This window comes from Streptomyces sp. NPDC014727 (genome assembly GCF_043083485.1).
Classification (GTDB): domain Bacteria; phylum Actinomycetota; class Actinomycetes; order Streptomycetales; family Streptomycetaceae; genus Streptomyces.
On record NZ_JBIBYR010000011.1, the window covers coordinates 117030 to 133741 of the forward strand.

The window sequence follows — 16712 nt, forward strand, 5'->3', positions numbered from 1 at the left end:
TGTCCTGTGGTCACGCCCGTCCGGGGCGGGCCGGGCTCGCGTCGCCGGTGCCCGGGGCCCGTCCGGTGGTCAGCCGGCCGAGGAGCGCCTCCGCCGCGGGATTGGGCGGGCGGGGCGCCCGCCCCGCGAGCACCACCGTCCGCCCGGGTTCCGGCTGGCGGATGCCGACACACGGCAGTCCCGCGTCCTCACCGATCCGGCGCGGCACGATCGCCACCCCGATCCCGGCCCGTACGAGTTCGACGAGCAGCCGGATCTGGGTGACGTCACAGGTGATCCGGCGCTCCAGCCCGCAGTGTGCGGCCAGCCGCCGCACCGCGGTCTCCAGACCGGTGCCCGCGCGGAAGTCCACGAACGGCTCGTCGGCGAGATCCTTGATCAGGGTGCGTCCGGCCGCGGCCAGCCGGTGACCCGGCGCGGTGATCAGCACCAGGTCCTCGTGCCAGGTCGCGAAACCGACGATGCCATCGGGGAGTTCGGCCGCGTCCGGCGCGACAAAGGCGAGGTCCAGCTCACCGGCCCGCACCCCCGCGACCAGCTCCGGCGTGGTCGCCTCGCGCAGCGAGATCTGCACCCCCGGCCAGAGCCGGTGGTACGCGGCCAGCTCGGCCGCCAGGTCCACGCAGGTCAGCGTCTGGATGGTCCCGATACGCACGCGTCCGGTCGCCAGCCCCGACACGGCGGCCACCGCGTCCCGCCCGGCCTGGGCCCCGGCGAGCACCGAGCGGGCCGACGGCAGCAGTGCCCGGCCCGCCTCGGTGAGGATCACCCGCCGGCCGGTCCGGTCGAACAACTCGGCACCCAGCTCCCGTTCCAGGTTGCGTACGGACGTGCTCAGCGCGGACTGGACGATCAGCTCCGCACGGGCGGCGGCGGTGAACGTGCCGTGCGTGACCACCGCCATGAAGTGGCGGAGCTGGCGCATCTCCATCCATCCACGATATCGATGACAGCCAGCTGAACCATCTGTTGGACCGACCATCGGAACGGGTCGAAGCTGGTTGTATGACTCACATCCAGCGGTCCGCGCACGTCCCCGCGCTCTGGGCGGCGGCCTACGGCCCGCGCCACGGACCGGCCGTCCGCTTCGCCGCCCGGTGCCTGTTGCGGGTGAGGGCCTTCGCGCGCGACCTGGCCCTGGCGGATCACGTGCCGTTCGGCGGCTACTGACGACGGAGAGGCGAATTCCGTTGGTGGGGCCGGGAACGACCCGGTTAGCATCCGAGGGTGAAGACGCCGGCCGACGAACAGATCCACGACGCCGTCCGCAGGGCCGACGCCGACCGATTGTCCCGGCTCCTGGACGCGCACGACTGCTCGACGGCGGTGCTCGGACAACTGATCCGGCACGAGGACCCCGGCGTGCGTCATCTGGGGGCGGTCCTGCTCACCGAGCGCGTCGCCGCGGGTCTCTCCGACGACGGGGAGACGGCCGAACTCGCCGCTCTGCTCCCGGTGTCGCTGATGGGGCCGCCGGAGGCGGATCTCCTCCTGGCAGGGCTCCACGAGCGGCTCGGCCCGCGGCTGAAGGACCGGCCCCGCCCGACCTGGCGCACGGCCGGGCCACCGGTACGGGTGAGGATCGCGTGGCTGCGCGCCGAACTCCTCGTCGAGCCTGCGGTGATCCGTGACGAAGCCCCGGGCGAACTCCTCTACCAGGCGGTGCGGGAGGCGGACATCACCGGTGCGCACCGGCCGGCGCGCCTGGTGGGCGAACTGGCGGACAGCGGCGATCCGGTGCTGCAGGCCGAGGCGCTGCGGCTCGCCCGGCAGGGGCTGCACGCCGGACTGCTGGCTCCCGCGCTGGTCCGTGAGGGCCTGATCGGCCTGCTCGGCGCCGACAGCGACCAGGTCGTCGCCGACGCGCTGGGCGAACTCGCCGAGCCGTGGGCGGCGGTGGAGCCGTTGCCGCAGGGACGCCTCACCGCGTTTCTCGCCGCCGGTCCGGTCCGGACGAGCCCCGGGGTGGCCGATGCGGCCCTCACGGCCGCCGCTCGCCACGGCCACAAGGATCTGCTGCGCCGGGCCGTCGTCGATCCGGACCTTCCGCCGCGACTGCGCCGACGGGGCATGGAGCTGCTCGGCGATCTGGCGGACCGCGACGACATCGGTGGACTCGTGGCCGTCGCCGCGGGCGACCCCCTGTTGTTCGGCGGACCGGCGATGGCCTGTCTGCGCGGACTGCACCGGCGCGGGCACTTCGTGGACGGTCCGGACGTCGCGGCCGTCATCGGCCTGGCCCTGTCCGACCACTCGATTCCGCCCGGCGAGGTCGCGACGATCCTGTACACCTGCCGGAAGCAGGTGTACGGGCTGCTGACGGAGGCGATCGCCGACGATCCGGGCCGGTCACGACGGCTCGCCCTGCTGGTGGCCCTGGCCGGGCAGGGCACGTGCGAGCTCCCGATCGGCGAGGCGATCACCCGTGCGCTCTCCTCGACCGCCGTCCCCGGTCCGTTCCTCGAAGCGATCCGTGAGCTGCGCCACGCGGACGCCGAGGAGGCCGTGCTCGCTGTTCTGCCCTCGGCCCCCGCATCGGCACTGGAGGCCCTGGAGGCCATCGGTGGGCAGCGGACGGTACTGGCCCTGCGAGAAGGACTGGGCCTGGGCCCGGCCCGGGACGTCATCGCGCCCCATCTGCGCGCCGTACGCCACCGCGCCCTCGAACTGCTGTGGCAGCTGACCCGGGACCCGGAGCAACGGCGCGACCTCCTCCTGCGCCTGGATCCCGCCGACCTGCCGGCGCGCATCGCGGCCGGCCTCGGCGGCCCGGACGAACGCGAACTGGCCCTGCTGAGCCTTCGTCCGGACCCGGACGAGCCGATGGCGGCGCTCCGCAGGCTGGCGGCCCACGCCGGCCCCGGCACCCTGCCCGTCGTCGCCGATCTGCTGCTGCGCGTCGTGACCGACCTGGCGGCGTCGGCGGATCGGGAACACGGACGGCCGGGCGGTGAGCCCGTGGTGCCGCAGGAGGCCCTGGACGCCGTGTACGCCCTCGGCCGCCGGCTCCACGAGAGGGGCGCGATCCGGCCCGTCTGCCTGCTGGACACGGCGGACGCGCGAGAGGCCGGTCACGCACTCGTCGCGACCACGGTGCTGGATCTGCTGGACCGGCCCGGTCTGTCCGACCGCGAACAGGCGATCCTGCTCGAACTGCTGCGGCGGGCCCCCTGGGCGGGCACCCGCGCCCGGGTGCACCGGCTGCTGCGCCACCGCGACCGGCATGTGCGCAAGCACGTCATCGCCCTGCTCGCCCGCGACGCCGACGGCGAGGACGCACAGGCGTTGTCGGCCGGCCTGATCGCGCTCACCACCGCCCAGGACATCCAGACCGTCCGGCAGGCCCTCCTCGCCCTGGGCCACGCACGGGCCCACTGGGCGTCCACCGCGATCGCCGCCTGTCTCGGCCGTCCGAACATGAACATCAAGAAGACCGCCGCCGAGGCGCTGGTCCGCGCGGGCACCCCGGCGGCGCTGCCCGAACTGCTCTTCTGGCTCGGGCACCACGACAACCCGGGGCTGCGTGGAGCACTCGTCGCGGCCCTGCGCGCCGTCCTCGGCGACGCCTACGCGGCGACACTCCTCGCCGCCGCCGAGCACAGCCGGGACGACCGTACCCGCGCACTGCTGCTGGAAGGGCTCGACGGCGCGCTCACGGCCCGGTCGGTCCTCGCGCTGGACGACCAGGCGTCACCGGTGGCGGCCGGCCTGCTCTCCCTGGTGGCTGAGAGGCGGGTGGGTCTGGCCTCCGGAGAGGTGAGGGAACTGGCGGCAGCGCTGGCCAGGCACGGGATCACCGCATCGCCCGACGGCCGGCGGCCGGTGGCGGACACCGCGACGGAGCGTGACATCAGGTCGCTGGTGGACGGCGGTTGGAGCCCCTCGGTGGCGCTGCGCGTCGTGGAGCGGGATGTGCCGCCGTGCCCCGAGCGGCTGAACGACCTGCGGCCGATGCTCGCCGACTGGCTCCGCCTGGCCGGTTCCCGGCCCGCCGTGCGGGGCAGGACGGTGCGGTTCGCGCTGCGTGTCTGCCCCGCACCCCGCACGGCCGGGGAGCTCGCGGTGTTCGCCCGGTCCACCCGGGTCCTGCTCGACGCGCTCGCGGACGCCCGGGACGAGGACCGGCACGACCTGCTCGCGGTACTCGAAGCGGTCGCGCCGAAACTGACGGCGGCCGGTCGGCCGGTCGTCGTCGCCGCGATACGTGCCCTGCGCCCCGCACCCGCGACGCCCGGCCGGTCCACGCTGACGCTGCTGCGCGGCCTCGGCGCGGTACTGGTCCGCACCGACCTCGACCAGGCACTGGCGTCGGCCCGGATCGGCGCCGACCCCCGGCGGGCCGGGGCCGCCGTGCTGAGGGAGGCGTTCGCGGTTCCCGAGTCCGCCACCGCGGGCATCTCGGCCGAGGCGCGGGCATGGCGGGCGGCGCTGGACGCTACGGTGCGGGATCCCGGCACACTGGAGGAGTTCCGCCGACGGGACGACGGCACGGTCGGCTCACGGGACCGGCTGAACGCGCTGATCGAGGTCCACCAGGGCGCGGCCCCCGACGTCCGGGCCGCGCTGCTCGACTGGATGACGGCGCTCCAGCCCCTCGACGCACCGCCCTGGACCATCGTCGAGACCGCCCGCGCCCCCACGCCGCCGCCCCGGCAGGTGCATGTCGACGATCTCGACCAGCCCCGCTCGACCGCGTTGCGGGAGCGCCTGCTGGACATGCTGGAGTCGACCCGCCCGGAACGCAGGGAGACCGCCGCGCTGGCACTGGCGAAGTGGCCCGAGACCGAGGCCCGGCTGCCGGTGCTTCACGCGTTCCTCCAGGGGCGCGTCGGCATACCCGTCGGCGCCGACCTCGCCCGCGTGCTGGGTGTCGTCGACGAGGCGGAGCTCCGAGGGGACGACATCCTGCGCGACCGGGTGGCTCTCGTGGCCTCGAAGCTCGACCCGTGGGCACTGGAACCGTTCGTGCCACTGCTGCTGGAGTGGTGGGATCAGGCTCCGCCCACCGCCGCACCCGCGATCGGCCACACCCTGCGCGCGTACCCCGCCGACGCGCTCGCCAGGACACTCGGCGACCGTCTCGACGCCGGGGCCTGGGGCTTCCTGGACCTGCTCCTCGGCCGCGGACTGCTGCGGACCCCGGCGCTCACGCGGACCTGTCGCCGGCTGCGCGCCGAGGGACGCGACGAACTCGCGGACCGGCTCCTGCTCGTCGACGGTCCGCTGCGCGGCCCGGACGCCGTCTCGCGGGACGAGGCGGCTTCGGCCGCGCTCCGCGATCGTGCCGCTGCCGCGCCTGCCGCGCCTGCCGCGCCTGCCGCGGCCCCGCGCCGCCCGTCCCGGCGGGACCTGCTCGACCTGGCCCGAACCGGTACTCCGGAACAGATGGGCCGGGCCCTCACGGAACTGGCCGAGGCGCATGCGGGCCCGGCGCCGGACGAGGACCCCGGACTGCGCGATCTGCTCGCGGAGTTGCTGAGCCATCCCCGGGTCGGGGTCCGGCTGCGTGCCCACCGCACCTCACGGACGATGCTGGACCGGCGGACCCACCTGGGTCACACGATGCTCCTGCTGGACGACCCCCGTCCGGACGTGACGCGCACGGCGATCCGCACGCTCTGCCACGCCGGCTGGGAGCCCGCGATCCCCGCCGTGACGGCGCTGCTCGCACACCCGCACCCCGTCGTGCGCAGGACGGCGGCCGAGGGGCTGGCCGGGATGGGCGAGGCGGCGATCCCGGCCCTCCGCAGGGCCGCCGCCCACGCCCGCCCCGACAGACGCTCCCTCTACACCGATGTCCTCGACCGGATCGGACGATCGGGCCCGTACGTACGGCAACACCCCTGACCTGTCCGGCAGCAACGCGAGGCGACCCGGCAACGACCGGAGCGCACGCGGGGATTGAGGACGATCGGTCACGAAGGAGCCCGGCGCCGAGGGCCGGGCCCGTCCGGCGATCGAGGACCGGCGGCAACCGGGCGGGCCCCGCACACCCCGCGCCGCGCCACCGCCTACATGTACCGCTTGATCTCGCGCCGTGCCAGCGACCGCTGGTGGACCTCGTCCGGTCCGTCCGCGAGCCGCAGCGTCCGCGCCGCCGCCCAGAGTTCGGCCAGCGGGAAGTCCTGGCTGACGCCCCCCGCGCCGTGCAGCTGCACGGCGCGGTCGAGGATGTCGACCACGGCACGCGGGGTGGCGATCTTGATGGACTGGATCTCCGTGTGCGCGCCCCGGTTGCCCACCGTGTCCATCAGCCATGCCGTCTTCAGGACGAGCAGCCGCAGCTGCTCGACCGTGACCCGCGCGTCCGCGATCCAGTTCTGTACGACGCCCTGCTGGGCGAGCGGCTTGCCGAAGGCCGTACGGGACACCGCCCGCCTGCACATCAGCTCGATCGCCCGCTCGGCCATGCCGATCAGCCGCATGCAGTGGTGGATGCGGCCCGGCCCCAACCGGGCCTGGGCGATGGCGAAGCCGCCGCCCTCCTCGCCGATCAGGTTCGCGGCGGGCACCCGTACGTCCGTGAGAAGGACCTCGGCGTGACCGCCGTGGTAGTGGTCCTCGTAGCCGTACACCTGCATGGCGCGCCGCACTTCGAGGCCGGGGGTGTCGCGTGGGACCAGGATCATCGACTGCTGGCGGCGGACGTCGGTGCCGTCAGGGTCATCGGCGGTCGCTGTCCTGCCCATCACGATGAAGATCCGGCAGTCCGGGTTCATCGCCCCGGAGATGTACCACTTGCGGCCGTTGATGACGTAGTTGTCGCCGTCGCGCATGATGCGGGTCTCGATGTTCGTCGCGTCCGACGAGGCCACTTCCGGTTCCGTCATCGCGAACGCCGAGCGGATCTCCCCGGCGAGCAGCGGCTCCAGCCACTGCTTCTTCTGCTCTTCGGTGCCGAACTGGAAGAGCACCTCCATGTTCCCGGTGTCCGGGGCCGCGCAGTTGAGTGCGGTCGGCGCCAACTGCGGGGAACGGCCGGTGATTTCGGCGAGCGGGGCGTACTGGAGATTGGTCAGCCCGGCACCGTGTTCGGCGTCGGGGAGGAAGAGGTTCCACAGCCCCTGCCGTCGCGCCTCGGCCTTGAGGTCCTCGACGATCTGCGGGGTGTCCCACGGGGAGGCCAGCTGTGCGCGCTGTTCGTCCGCGATCCTCTCGGCCGGGTGGGCATGCTCGTCCATGAAGGTGAGCAGCTTGGTGCGCAGCTCCTCGGTACGGGCGTCGAATGCGAAGTCCATGGGGGTGATCAGCCTTCCTGGAGGGTGGTGAGGCCGTGCTCGATGAAGACGGGGACGAGATCGCCGATGCGGTCGAAGCCGGCGCCGACGGTCTGGCCCAGCGTGTAGCGGTAGTGGATGCCCTCCAGGATCACGGCGAGCTTGAACCAGGCGAACGCCGTGTACCAGGAGATGGCGGAGGTGTCGCGGCCGGAGCGTGCGGCATAGCGCTCGATCAGTTCGGCCGGGGTGGGGTGGCCGGCCGCTCCGCTGGTGGTGGAGACCGGGGAGTTCGCCAGGCCGAGGTCCGAGCTGTACATCACCAGCAGGCCGAGGTCGGTCAGCGGGTCGCCGAGCGTCGACATCTCCCAGTCGAGGACGGCTTTGATGCGGTCGTCGGAGCCGATCAGGACGTTGTCCAGGCGGTAGTCGCCGTGTACGACGGTGGGTGCGGGGGAGCCGGGCAGCTCGCGACCGAGCGCGGCGTGCAGTGCGTCGATGCCGGGCAGTTCGCGGTTGCGGGAGGCGTCCAGCTGCTTGCCCCAGCGGCGCAGCTGCCGGTCGAGGAAGCCCTCGGGGCGGCCGAAGTCGCCGAGGCCGACGGCCCCGGGTTCCACGGCGTGCAGTTCGACCAGGGTGTCGACGAGGCCGAGGACGGCCTCCCGGGTGCGTTCGGCGCCCAGCGGGGCGAGCTGCTCGGTCGTGCGATAGGGGGTGCCCTCGACGTACTCCATGACGTAGAAGGGCGACCCGATCACCGAGTCGTCCTCGCAGAGCAGCACCGGTTCGGGCACCGGAACGGCCGTCGGGTGCAGGGCGCTGATGACCCGGTGCTCGCGCTTCATGTCGTGCGCGGTGGCCAGCACATGACCCAGCGGGGGCCTGCGGACGACCCAGCGGCCGGCACCGTCCGTGACGACGTACGTCAGATTCGACCGGCCGCCCTCGATGAGCCGGGCTTCGAGCGGTCCGTGCACCAGACCCGGCCGCTCGCGGTCGAGATGTCCGCGCAGCCGGTCGAGGTCGAGACCTGGCGGGTGGACTGGGCTCATCGTGCGCACCTCCGGGGTGAAAGACGGTCGGTGTTCATGATGCCGACCAGTCGGTATGTCGTCCAGCGAACGGTCCGGATCCGATGGGCGGACTCCGGTCCGGCGCGGCCCGGAGTCTGGTGTCAAGTCGCATCCCTGAATATGGTTCATGTATGAAACCAGAGCTTCTGATCGAAGACGTCCGGCTGACTCCGATCCTGATAGCCGACCCGCCCCTGCTCAACACCCAGGGTGTGCACCAGCCGTACACCCCGCGGCTGATCGTGGAAGTCGTCACTCGCGGGGGAGTGACCGGTGTCGGGGAGACGTACGGGGACGGCAAGTACCTCGAACTCGCCCGGCCGCTCGCCCTGGCTCTCGTCGGACGCCCGGTCAGCGATCTGAACGGCCTGTTCGCACTGGCCGAGGCGGTGTGCGGTGATTCACGCGCGGCCGACGAGCGTGTCGACGCGAGCGGTCTGCGCGGCGTCCAGACCGCCGACAAGCTCCGGCTCTCCGTCGTATCGGGCTTCGAGGTCGCCTGCCTGGACGCGCTGGGCAGGTCCCTCGGCCTGCCCGTGCACGCCCTGCTCGGCGGCAAGCTCCGCGACGACGTCGAGTACAGCGCATACCTCTTCCACCGCTGGGCCGCTCACCCCGAGGGCGGCGAACCGGACGACTGGGGCGCCGCCCTCGCCCCGGCCGGAGTCGTCGCCCAGGCCCGGCGCTTCGCCCGCGAGCACGGCTTCACCTCCTTCAAGCTCAAGGGCGGCGTCTTCGAACCCGACCGGGAGATCGCCGCGATCCGCGCGCTGGCCGAGGAGTTCCCCGGCCGGCCGCTGCGCCTCGACCCCAACGGTGCCTGGTCGGTCGCCACCTCGCTGTACGTCGCCGAGCAGCTGAAGGACGTACTCGAATACCTGGAGGATCCGGCGAGCGGCACGGACCTGATGGCCGAGGTCGCCGCCGCCACCGACGTACCCCTCGCCACCAACATGTGCGTGACGACCCTCGCCGAGGTCCCGGAGGCCTTCGCCCGCGGCGCCGTCCAGGTGGTCCTCTCCGACCACCACTACTGGGGCGGGCTGCACCGCACCCGCGAACTGGCCGGGATCTGCCGCACCTTCGGCGTCGGACTCTCCATGCACTCCAACACCCACCTCGGCGTCAGCCTCGCCGCGATGACCCATGTGGCGGCCACCGTCCCCAATCTCGACTACGCCTGCGACAGCCACTACCCCTGGCAGACGGAGGACGTCATCACCACCCGCCACGTCTTCCGCGACGGCCGGCTCACCGTCTCCGACGCGCCCGGACTCGGCGTGGAGCTCGACCGCGAACGCCTGGCCGTGCTGCACCGGCGCTGGCTCGACGACGACGGAACGATGCGCGAGCGGGACGACGAGGCCGCGATGCGCAAGGCCGAGCCCGGCTGGCGCGCTCCCTCGATCCCGCGCTGGTGACGGAGCGGTCCCCGGGGCGCCCACGGCCTGAGGGACCACAGGACCGCGTCCGTTCACCGCCCAGAACGGTCGGTGCATGAAGGCGGTCAGCAACAGCAGGCATGGTGGGGCCGACCGTCCTGGAGTCCGGTCCGGTGTGCCGGACCCCGGAACTCAGAACAGCGTGGCCGCGGCGAACACCGCGAGCGCGACCGTGCACGCCGCCGCGGTCAGCGCGCCGAGCGCCGGGAGCGGCCGCGGCCGTGCGGTCGCCATCCCCAGCACCCGCCGGTGAGCCACGATCAGGAAGCCCAGCCAGGCCAGCGCGCTCAGCGACACGGCGAGGATCCCGACCGGTGTCGCGCCGCCGCGCAGCGCCTGCCGGACCGCCAGCAGCGCGACCACCGTGCAGGACAGCGTCGTACGCCGCCACGCCAGCCTGGTCCGCTCGGGCTGCAGCCCGGGATCACGCCCGCCGTCCGTCACCGGCCCTCCCAGCCGAAGAGGACCACCACCACCATCGCCACGGCGACGACGGCGACCGCGAGACCCAGCAGCGACGGGAACCGGGAGACCGGCAGATCCTCCCCCCGCCGCATCGCCCGCTCGCACCGCACCCAGTGATTGACCGCCCGCAGCGCGCACAGCACACCGGCCGCCAGCAGCGCCAGCGCCAGCCCCGTCCGTATGCCCCACGCCAGCTCCGGAAGGAACTGGTCGACCGCGAAACCACCGCCGATCAGCGCGAGTGCCGTACGGATCCAGGCGAGGAAGGTGCGCTCGTTGGCGAGCGAGAACCGGTAGTCGGGGGTGTCGCCCTCTTCGCGGACGCGCTGCGGCGCGAACCACAGGCGCAGGCTCTGTACGAAATCGTTCACGCGTGAACCCTAACGATCCGGCGCACGACGGAGAGCGGATCAGCGAGCGGCCGGGCTCAGGAGGCTGTTCCGCCCGCCCGGAAGGCGCGCAGCCGGTGGTACGCCTCCAGACCGTCCGGCACCCACTCCCGGTCGCCGAGTCGTGCCGCGAGCTCCGCGTCGGTGAGGAAGGTGTGCCAGGCGACCTCCTCCGCCTGCGGGTTCACCGGCAGCTCGCACCGCACCTGGTAGACGTGGCTCCACCAGGAGTGCTCCGCGCTCTCGTAGAGGAACGTGAACAGCGGCTCGGGGCGGGGGAGGCCGAAGACGCCCAGCTCCTCCTCGGCCTCCCGCAGCGCCGCTTCGTCGTACGACTCGCCCGCCCCGACCACCCCGCCGACGAACATGTCGTAGTGGGACGGGAAGACCAGTTTGGTGGGGGTCCTGCGGTGCACGAACAGCCGGCCCTCGGGGTCACGGACCTCGATGAAGACGCAGCGATGGCGAAGGCCCCGCGCGGTTGCCTCGCCACGCGGGGCCTGTCCCACGACCACGTCGTTCTCGTCGACGATGTCCAGGATCTCGTCGGAAGGAGTCATGTCGGAAGGGGTCATGCCCCCCATCCAACATCGGACCACCGGTGGCGATCACTGACCCATGACGTACTTCACGGTCGGGCCCGTGGTCCACCCGCCGTCCACGGCCAGTTCGGCACCGGTGATGTACGAGGCGGCGTCCGAGAGCAGGAAGGCGACCGCCTCCGCGATCTCCGTGGCCTCACCGACGCGGCCCATCGGGGTGTTCGGGTAATTGCCGTCGCCCTGCTGAATGCCGACGGACGCGGTCATCGGCGTGTAGACCATGCCCGGGTGCACGGAGTTCACCCGTATCTTCGCCGTGCCCAGCTCCACGGCGCCGACCTTGGACAGACCGCGGACACCCCACTTCGAAGCACCGTAGCTGGAGGTCAGGGCGAGGCCCATCAGCCCGGCGGCCGAGGAGATGTTGACGATCGAACCGCCGCCGTTCTCCTTCATCACCGGGATCACCGTCTTCATGCCGATGAAGACGGCCGTCAGGTTGATGTCGATGACCTTGCGGAAGTGCTCGACCGTCTCGGTCTCCAGCGGCTGACCGGTCGATACGCCGGCGTTGTTGACCAGGCCGTCGATCCGCCCGAACTCGGCGACGGCGAACTCGGCGACGCGCTGCCAGTCCGTCTCGGAGGTCACGTCGTGGTGGAGGAAGCGGGCCCGCGCCCCGAGCGCGGCTGCGGTGGCGGCGCCCTCCTGGTCGAGCACATCGGTGATCACGACATCGGCGCCGCGCGCCACGGCGAGACGGGCGGCCTCGGCGCCGAGGCCCCGGGCGCCGCCGGTGATGACGACGGTCTTGTCGCCGAGCTTGTTCTGGTCGGTCATGACACTGTCCTTCGTGCGGTGCGGGTGATTCACGCGTCGCCCGGTACGGGCGCGTGCAGAAACGCGGTGGTGGTCTCGACGAGATCAGCGAGGAAGAACTCCTCGCCGGTCAGCGACCGGGTGCCGGCCAGGCCCTGGCGGGCGCGGTCGGCCAGTGCCGCGCCGATCAGGGTGAGCGCCAGATCCAGGCGCTCCAGACGCACGGGTCCGGGCAGAGCGCCGAGGCGGTCCCCGACGCGTCCGATGAGCCGCCCGTAGGCGGTGCCGTCCAGGGCGGGGTGCAGCCGGCCGGTCCGCAGCCCGGTCTCGTGGCTGAGCTGGGCCGAGATCCGCAGACAGCGGCGGCCCCGGTCGTCGGCGAGCAGGCTCGCCTCGGCCGTCACCAGCGCGGTGAGCAGGTCCCGTACACCGCAGTCCGCGGCCAGTTCGTCGAGCAGCGGTGCGATCACCCGTTCGGTACGGTCCTGCCGCCCTTGCATCACCGCGTCGAGCAGCCCGGCCCGGGAGCCGAAGTGGTACTGGACCGCGGAGGGGTTGCTCTGCCCCGCGAGCCGGACGATGTCCCGCAGCTGGGCGCCGTCCGTGCCCTGCGCGGCGAAGACCTCCTCGGCCGCGCGGATCAGCTTGTCCCTGGTCTCTGTCCCTGACGTTCTCGCCATGGGGCCATTCTAATGCTGGCCATTATTAATAACCAGGGCGGTCACCCCCCCCTGTGACCCGGACAGACGCCGCTCAGTTCGGCTGGAGGCTCTTCTCCCGGCGTCCGCCGACGGGCCCCTCCGGCATCGCCGGATGCAGTCCCAGCAGTACGATCCCGACGACGATCGCCGCGAGGCCGGCGGCCTGCCAGGCCAGCGCGCCGGCGTCGGTGCGCAACTGGTCGCCGAGGAAGCCGACCCCGCAGGCGATCCCGGCCAGCGGCTGGGCCGCGGTCAACGGGGGCAACGAGACCCGCAGCGGGCCCGTCTCGAACGCGCTCTGCACCAGCAGCAGCCCCGTCACCCCCAGCACCACCACCCCGTACGGCTGCCACGACGTCACCAGTTCCGGCCAGCCCCCTTCGGACAGGCGCTGGCCAGTGAGCCGGGTGAGCGCGTCCTGGAGTCCGTACAGCAGCCCGGCCGCCACCGCGAGCAGCGCCGGGGCGGCCCCGGACTGCGAGCGCTTGGCGAAGGTGGTGAGCAGCAATGCCACGCCCACGACCACGCCGATCACCAGCCAGTGCCGCAGCGGATCGGTCACCGCCTCACCGCCACGCGGCTGGCCTCCAAGAAGAAAGGCGGCGACTCCGCCGGCCAGCATCCAGAGACCGGCCCAGCCCTGTCGACCGAGCCGCTGCCCGGTGCGATGGCGCGACAGGGCCATCGCGAAGAGCAGATTGGTCGCGAGCAGTGGTTCGACGATGGACAGCTCGCCCTTGCCCAGGGCCAGAGCGCCCAGCACCATGCCGCAGACCATCAGCCCGATACCGGCCAGCCAGCTCGGCACCCGCATCAGGTCCAGCAGCAGCCGGAAGGAGAGATAGTCGCTCCTCGGCGCGTGGGAAGCGGCGGCCTGCTGAAGGACGAAGCCGAACCCCAGACAGCAGGCGGCACTCACGGCGAGCACGAAGACCAGCACCGACACGCTTCTACCTCAAGTCAGGCCGGAGGCGGGTGATTTGTTTCGACGATAGCGCTTGCGCCCCAAGGGTGCGGCCGGAGTGCCGCCGACCGGGCGGTTGACGCCGCAGCGGCCGGTGCAGAGGATCTGACGCACGAGTAACTTCCGGCGCCCGAGCCGGACCGCCCTTGTGGCCGTGACCGGATCGCCCCGAAAAGGATGGAACCCATGGCGTACGACGCTGATGTGATCGTTGTCGGGGCAGGGCTCGCGGGGCTGGTGGCCACCGCCGAGCTGGTCGACGCGGGCCGGTCGGTGATCCTGCTCGACCAGGAGCCCGAACAGTCGATCGGAGGCCAGGCGCACTGGTCCTTCGGCGGCCTCTTCCTCGTCGACTCGCCCGAGCAGCGCCGGCTGCGCGTCAAGGACAGTCATGAGCTGGCCCTCCAGGACTGGCTCGGCACGGCGGGCTTCGACCGTGAGGAGGACCGCTGGCCACGGAAGTGGGCCGAGGCCTACGTCGACTTCGCCGCCGGTGAGAAGCGTTCCTGGCTGTACGCCCAGGGGCTGCGGCTCTTCCCCGTAGTCGGCTGGGCGGAGCGCGGCGGCTACGACGCGAACGGGCACGGCAACTCCGTGCCCCGCTTCCACATCACCTGGGGCACCGGACCCGCCGTCGTCGCCCCCTTCGAGCGACGGGTCCGCGAGGGCGTGGCCAAGGGGCTCGTCCGGCTGATGTTTCGCCACCGGGTCACCGGGCTCGCACGCACCACGGGCTCCGTCGACACGGTGACCGGGGAGATCCTGGAGCCGAGCGCGGCCGCCCGGGGCACCGCGTCCAGCCGGGTGACGACCGGCACCTTCGAGCTGAGGGCCCAGGCGGTGATCGTCACCTCCGGCGGCATCGGCGGCAACCACGACCTCGTACGCAAGCAGTGGCCCGGCCGGCTCGGCACCCCGCCCGCGAAGATGCTCTCCGGCGTCCCCGCCCATGTCGACGGACTCATGCTCGGCATCGCCGAGGAGGCCGGCGCCCACCACATCAACCGCGACCGGATGTGGCACTACACCGAGGGCATCGAGAACTGGAACCCGATCTGGGCCAGGCACGGCATCCGGATCCTGCCGGGGCCGTCCTCGCTCTGGCTGGACGCCCACGGCAAACGGCTGCCGGTCCCGCTCTTCCCGGGCTTCGACACCCTCGGCACCCTCGAACACATCATGAGGTCCGGCCACCAGTACACCTGGTTCGTCCTCGACCGGAAGATCATCGGCAAGGAGTTCGCGCTCTCCGGCTCCGAGCAGAATCCCGACCTGACCGGGAAGTCGGTCCGCGACGTGATCGGCCGGGCCCGCGCGGACGTACCGGCCCCGGTGCAGGCGTTCATGGACAACGGGGTGGACTTCGTCGTCGAGAAGGACCTCGGCGCACTGGTCCGCGGGATGAACGCGCTCACCGACGAACCGCTGATCGACGAGGCCGGACTGCGCCGCGAGATCACCGCGCGCGACCGCGAGATCGCCAACCCCTTCACCAAGGACCTCCAGATCACCGCGATCCGCGGGGCCCGCGCCTATCTCGGCGACAGGCTGATCCGTACGGCGCCGCCGCACCGCATCCTCGACCCCGAGGCCGGTCCGCTGATCGCCGTTCGGCTCAACATCCTGACCCGCAAGTCGCTCGGCGGGCTGGAGACGGATCTGTCCTCCCGGGTGCTCGCCGAGGACGGCACACCCTTGTCCGGCGTGTACGCGGCGGGGGAGGCGGCCGGATTCGGCGGCGGCGGAATGCACGGCTACCGCTCGCTGGAAGGGACCTTCCTCGGTGGCTGCATATTCTCCGGGCGCGCGGCGGGCCGGGCGGCCGCGCAGGCGGTGGGGTAGGGCACGCGCATCCTTGGAACTCCGGCTTCCGGACCCGGACCGGGCGGCCCAGGACCCGCGCCGGGCCCGGACCGGACCGGGGCCGTCCGGCGCGCCGCGGATAGAGTCGTGGAGTGAAGATACCGCGTCTCCTCGACGGTCGGCTGAAATTCCGCCACCTGGTCCTCGTCGACGCGCTCTCCCGGCAGGGAAGCGTCGTCGGCGCCGCCGCGGAACTGCACGTCACCCAGCCGGCCGCCACCCGCAGCCTGCACGAGCTGGAGGACATCCTCGGCGTCCCGCTGTACGAACGCGGGCCCCGTGGCGTCACCGCCACCGTCTTCGGCGAGGCATTCACGGAGCACGCGCGAGCCGTGCTGGCCCAGCTGGCGCAGGCGGGCCGCCATGTGGTGGAGCTGGCCGACGCCGATCGCGGCACGGTCATCGTCGGCACCCATCTGGCCGGGTCCAACGTGCTCCTCCCGAGGGCCATCGCCGAGATCAAGAAGGAGCGCCCCTATCTGACGGTGATCGTCCGCGAGGCGTCGCCGGAAGCGCTGCTCCTGGAGCTGGAGGCCGGCCGCATCGACTTCATCGTCGGCCGGCTCACCGTTCCCTCCGACGAGCGGACCGTGCGCCGCAAGCTCTACGACGAGTCGGTCGAACTCGTGGTCAGGGCCTCGCACACGCTCGCCGGGCAGACCTCGGTGGAGCTCTCGGACCTGGCGCACTACCCGTGGATCCTGCCGGGCGCGGAGACCGCGCTGCGGCGGGAGATCGAGGAGTTCTTCGCCCGGCACGGCATGCCGCTGCCGATGAACCGGGTCGAGACCACGTCGTTCCTGACTGTTCGTCAACTCCTTTTGGAGACCGATGTCGTCGCGGCGCTGCCCAGCCTGATCACCCGGGACGACACCCGGATCGTCCGGCTTGCGGTGCCGCTGGACCCGATCGGCCACAGCGTCGGGCTGACCCTCTCGGCCGCCCGCGCGCTGGGCCCGTCGGCGCAGGCGCTGATCCGGAGCCTGGAGGGCATCGCCGCCCACATGGCCCCACAGGGCGCGGAGGGCGACGACTCCGCCTGATGCCGACGGCTGCGGTGGCTGTTCCGACTCCGAGGAGCGGCCCCCGGCTCACTGGGCATCGGCCGGGTCGGGGCCTCACGCATTCCCCGGCCCGAGCAGGGTTACCGGGACCTCGAAGTGAGCAGATACCGTCATCTGAATGATCTTAATCGTGTTGATCATCACGCCGTGATGACCGAACGTATGAGCTAGCG

At 72.4% G+C, this 16712-nt stretch carries 14 protein-coding genes; 5 read left to right on the forward strand and 9 right to left on the reverse strand.

Translation table 11 applies throughout. From position 1 onward, the window contains the following. Positions 1-10: 10 nt before the first annotated feature. Entirely contained in the window at positions 11-931 is a 921-nt protein-coding gene (locus ACF1B9_RS19180; RefSeq protein WP_391740364.1) for a LysR family transcriptional regulator, read from the reverse strand. A 74-nt stretch (positions 932-1005) separates the two neighbouring features. Here ACF1B9_RS19180 and ACF1B9_RS19185 point away from each other — a divergent pair, with 74 nt between their 5' ends. Together ACF1B9_RS19185 and ACF1B9_RS19190 are read left to right on the forward strand one after the other, a co-directional pair. After that, positions 1006-1170, forward strand: a complete 165-nt coding sequence (locus ACF1B9_RS19185; RefSeq protein ID WP_391740363.1) for a hypothetical protein — start codon at positions 1006-1008, stop codon at positions 1168-1170. A 57-nt stretch (positions 1171-1227) separates the two neighbouring features. Next, positions 1228-5847, forward strand: coding sequence for a HEAT repeat domain-containing protein (locus ACF1B9_RS19190; protein WP_391740362.1), 4620 nt, complete (start codon positions 1228-1230; stop codon positions 5845-5847). 164 nt (positions 5848-6011) lie between these two features. Here the strand turns inward: ACF1B9_RS19190 and ACF1B9_RS19195 are convergent, their stop codons facing one another. After that, complete coding sequence (locus tag ACF1B9_RS19195) at positions 6012-7238, reverse strand: acyl-CoA dehydrogenase family protein (RefSeq protein WP_391740361.1); 1227 nt, start codon at positions 7236-7238, stop codon at positions 6012-6014. 8 nt (positions 7239-7246) lie between these two features. After that, positions 7247-8269, reverse strand: a complete 1023-nt coding sequence (locus ACF1B9_RS19200) for a phosphotransferase family protein (protein ID WP_391740360.1) — start codon at positions 8267-8269, stop codon at positions 7247-7249. Positions 8270-8421: 152 nt separating this feature from the next. On the opposite strand from ACF1B9_RS19200, the gene ACF1B9_RS19205 reads away from it, so the two are divergent. Beyond that, a complete protein-coding gene (locus tag ACF1B9_RS19205) occupies positions 8422-9711 on the forward strand; it encodes a glucarate dehydratase family protein (protein WP_391740359.1) in 1290 nt (429 codons plus the stop codon). Between the two features lie 153 nt (positions 9712-9864). Here ACF1B9_RS19205 and ACF1B9_RS19210 read toward each other — a convergent pair whose 3' ends face one another. From ACF1B9_RS19210 to ACF1B9_RS19235, 6 genes are all read right to left on the reverse strand, one after another. Beyond that, a complete protein-coding gene (locus ACF1B9_RS19210; protein WP_391740358.1) occupies positions 9865-10176 on the reverse strand; it encodes a DUF202 domain-containing protein in 312 nt (103 codons plus the stop codon). Further along, positions 10173-10568 carry a YidH family protein gene (locus ACF1B9_RS19215; protein WP_391740357.1) on the reverse strand — a complete coding sequence of 132 codons (396 nt, stop codon included), beginning with the start codon at positions 10566-10568 and terminating at the stop codon, positions 10173-10175. The genes ACF1B9_RS19210 and ACF1B9_RS19215 overlap by 4 nt, the downstream gene beginning before the upstream one ends. Before the next feature lie 56 nt (positions 10569-10624). After that, complete coding sequence (locus tag ACF1B9_RS19220) at positions 10625-11146, reverse strand: NUDIX hydrolase (RefSeq protein WP_391740448.1); 522 nt, start codon at positions 11144-11146, stop codon at positions 10625-10627. A 48-nt stretch (positions 11147-11194) separates the two neighbouring features. Then, the gene (locus ACF1B9_RS19225; protein ID WP_391740356.1) at positions 11195-11968 is read right to left on the reverse strand and encodes a glucose 1-dehydrogenase; all 774 of its coding nucleotides are present in this window, start codon (positions 11966-11968) and stop codon (positions 11195-11197) included. A 29-nt stretch (positions 11969-11997) separates the two neighbouring features. Continuing rightward, positions 11998-12627 carry a TetR/AcrR family transcriptional regulator gene (locus ACF1B9_RS19230; protein WP_391740355.1) on the reverse strand — a complete coding sequence of 210 codons (630 nt, stop codon included), beginning with the start codon at positions 12625-12627 and terminating at the stop codon, positions 11998-12000. 73 nt (positions 12628-12700) lie between these two features. After that, the gene (locus ACF1B9_RS19235; RefSeq protein ID WP_391740354.1) at positions 12701-13594 is read right to left on the reverse strand and encodes a DMT family transporter; all 894 of its coding nucleotides are present in this window, start codon (positions 13592-13594) and stop codon (positions 12701-12703) included. 204 nt (positions 13595-13798) lie between these two features. Between ACF1B9_RS19235 and ACF1B9_RS19240 the strand changes: the two genes are divergently transcribed. Both ACF1B9_RS19240 and ACF1B9_RS19245 read left to right on the forward strand, forming a co-directional pair. Next, positions 13799-15454: an FAD-binding dehydrogenase gene (locus ACF1B9_RS19240; protein WP_391740353.1), complete on the forward strand. Its 1656-nt coding sequence runs from the start codon at positions 13799-13801 to the stop codon at positions 15452-15454. A 113-nt stretch (positions 15455-15567) separates the two neighbouring features. Further along, positions 15568-16518, forward strand: coding sequence for a LysR substrate-binding domain-containing protein (locus ACF1B9_RS19245; protein ID WP_391740352.1), 951 nt, complete (start codon positions 15568-15570; stop codon positions 16516-16518). The last annotated feature ends 194 nt before the right edge of the window (positions 16519-16712 follow it).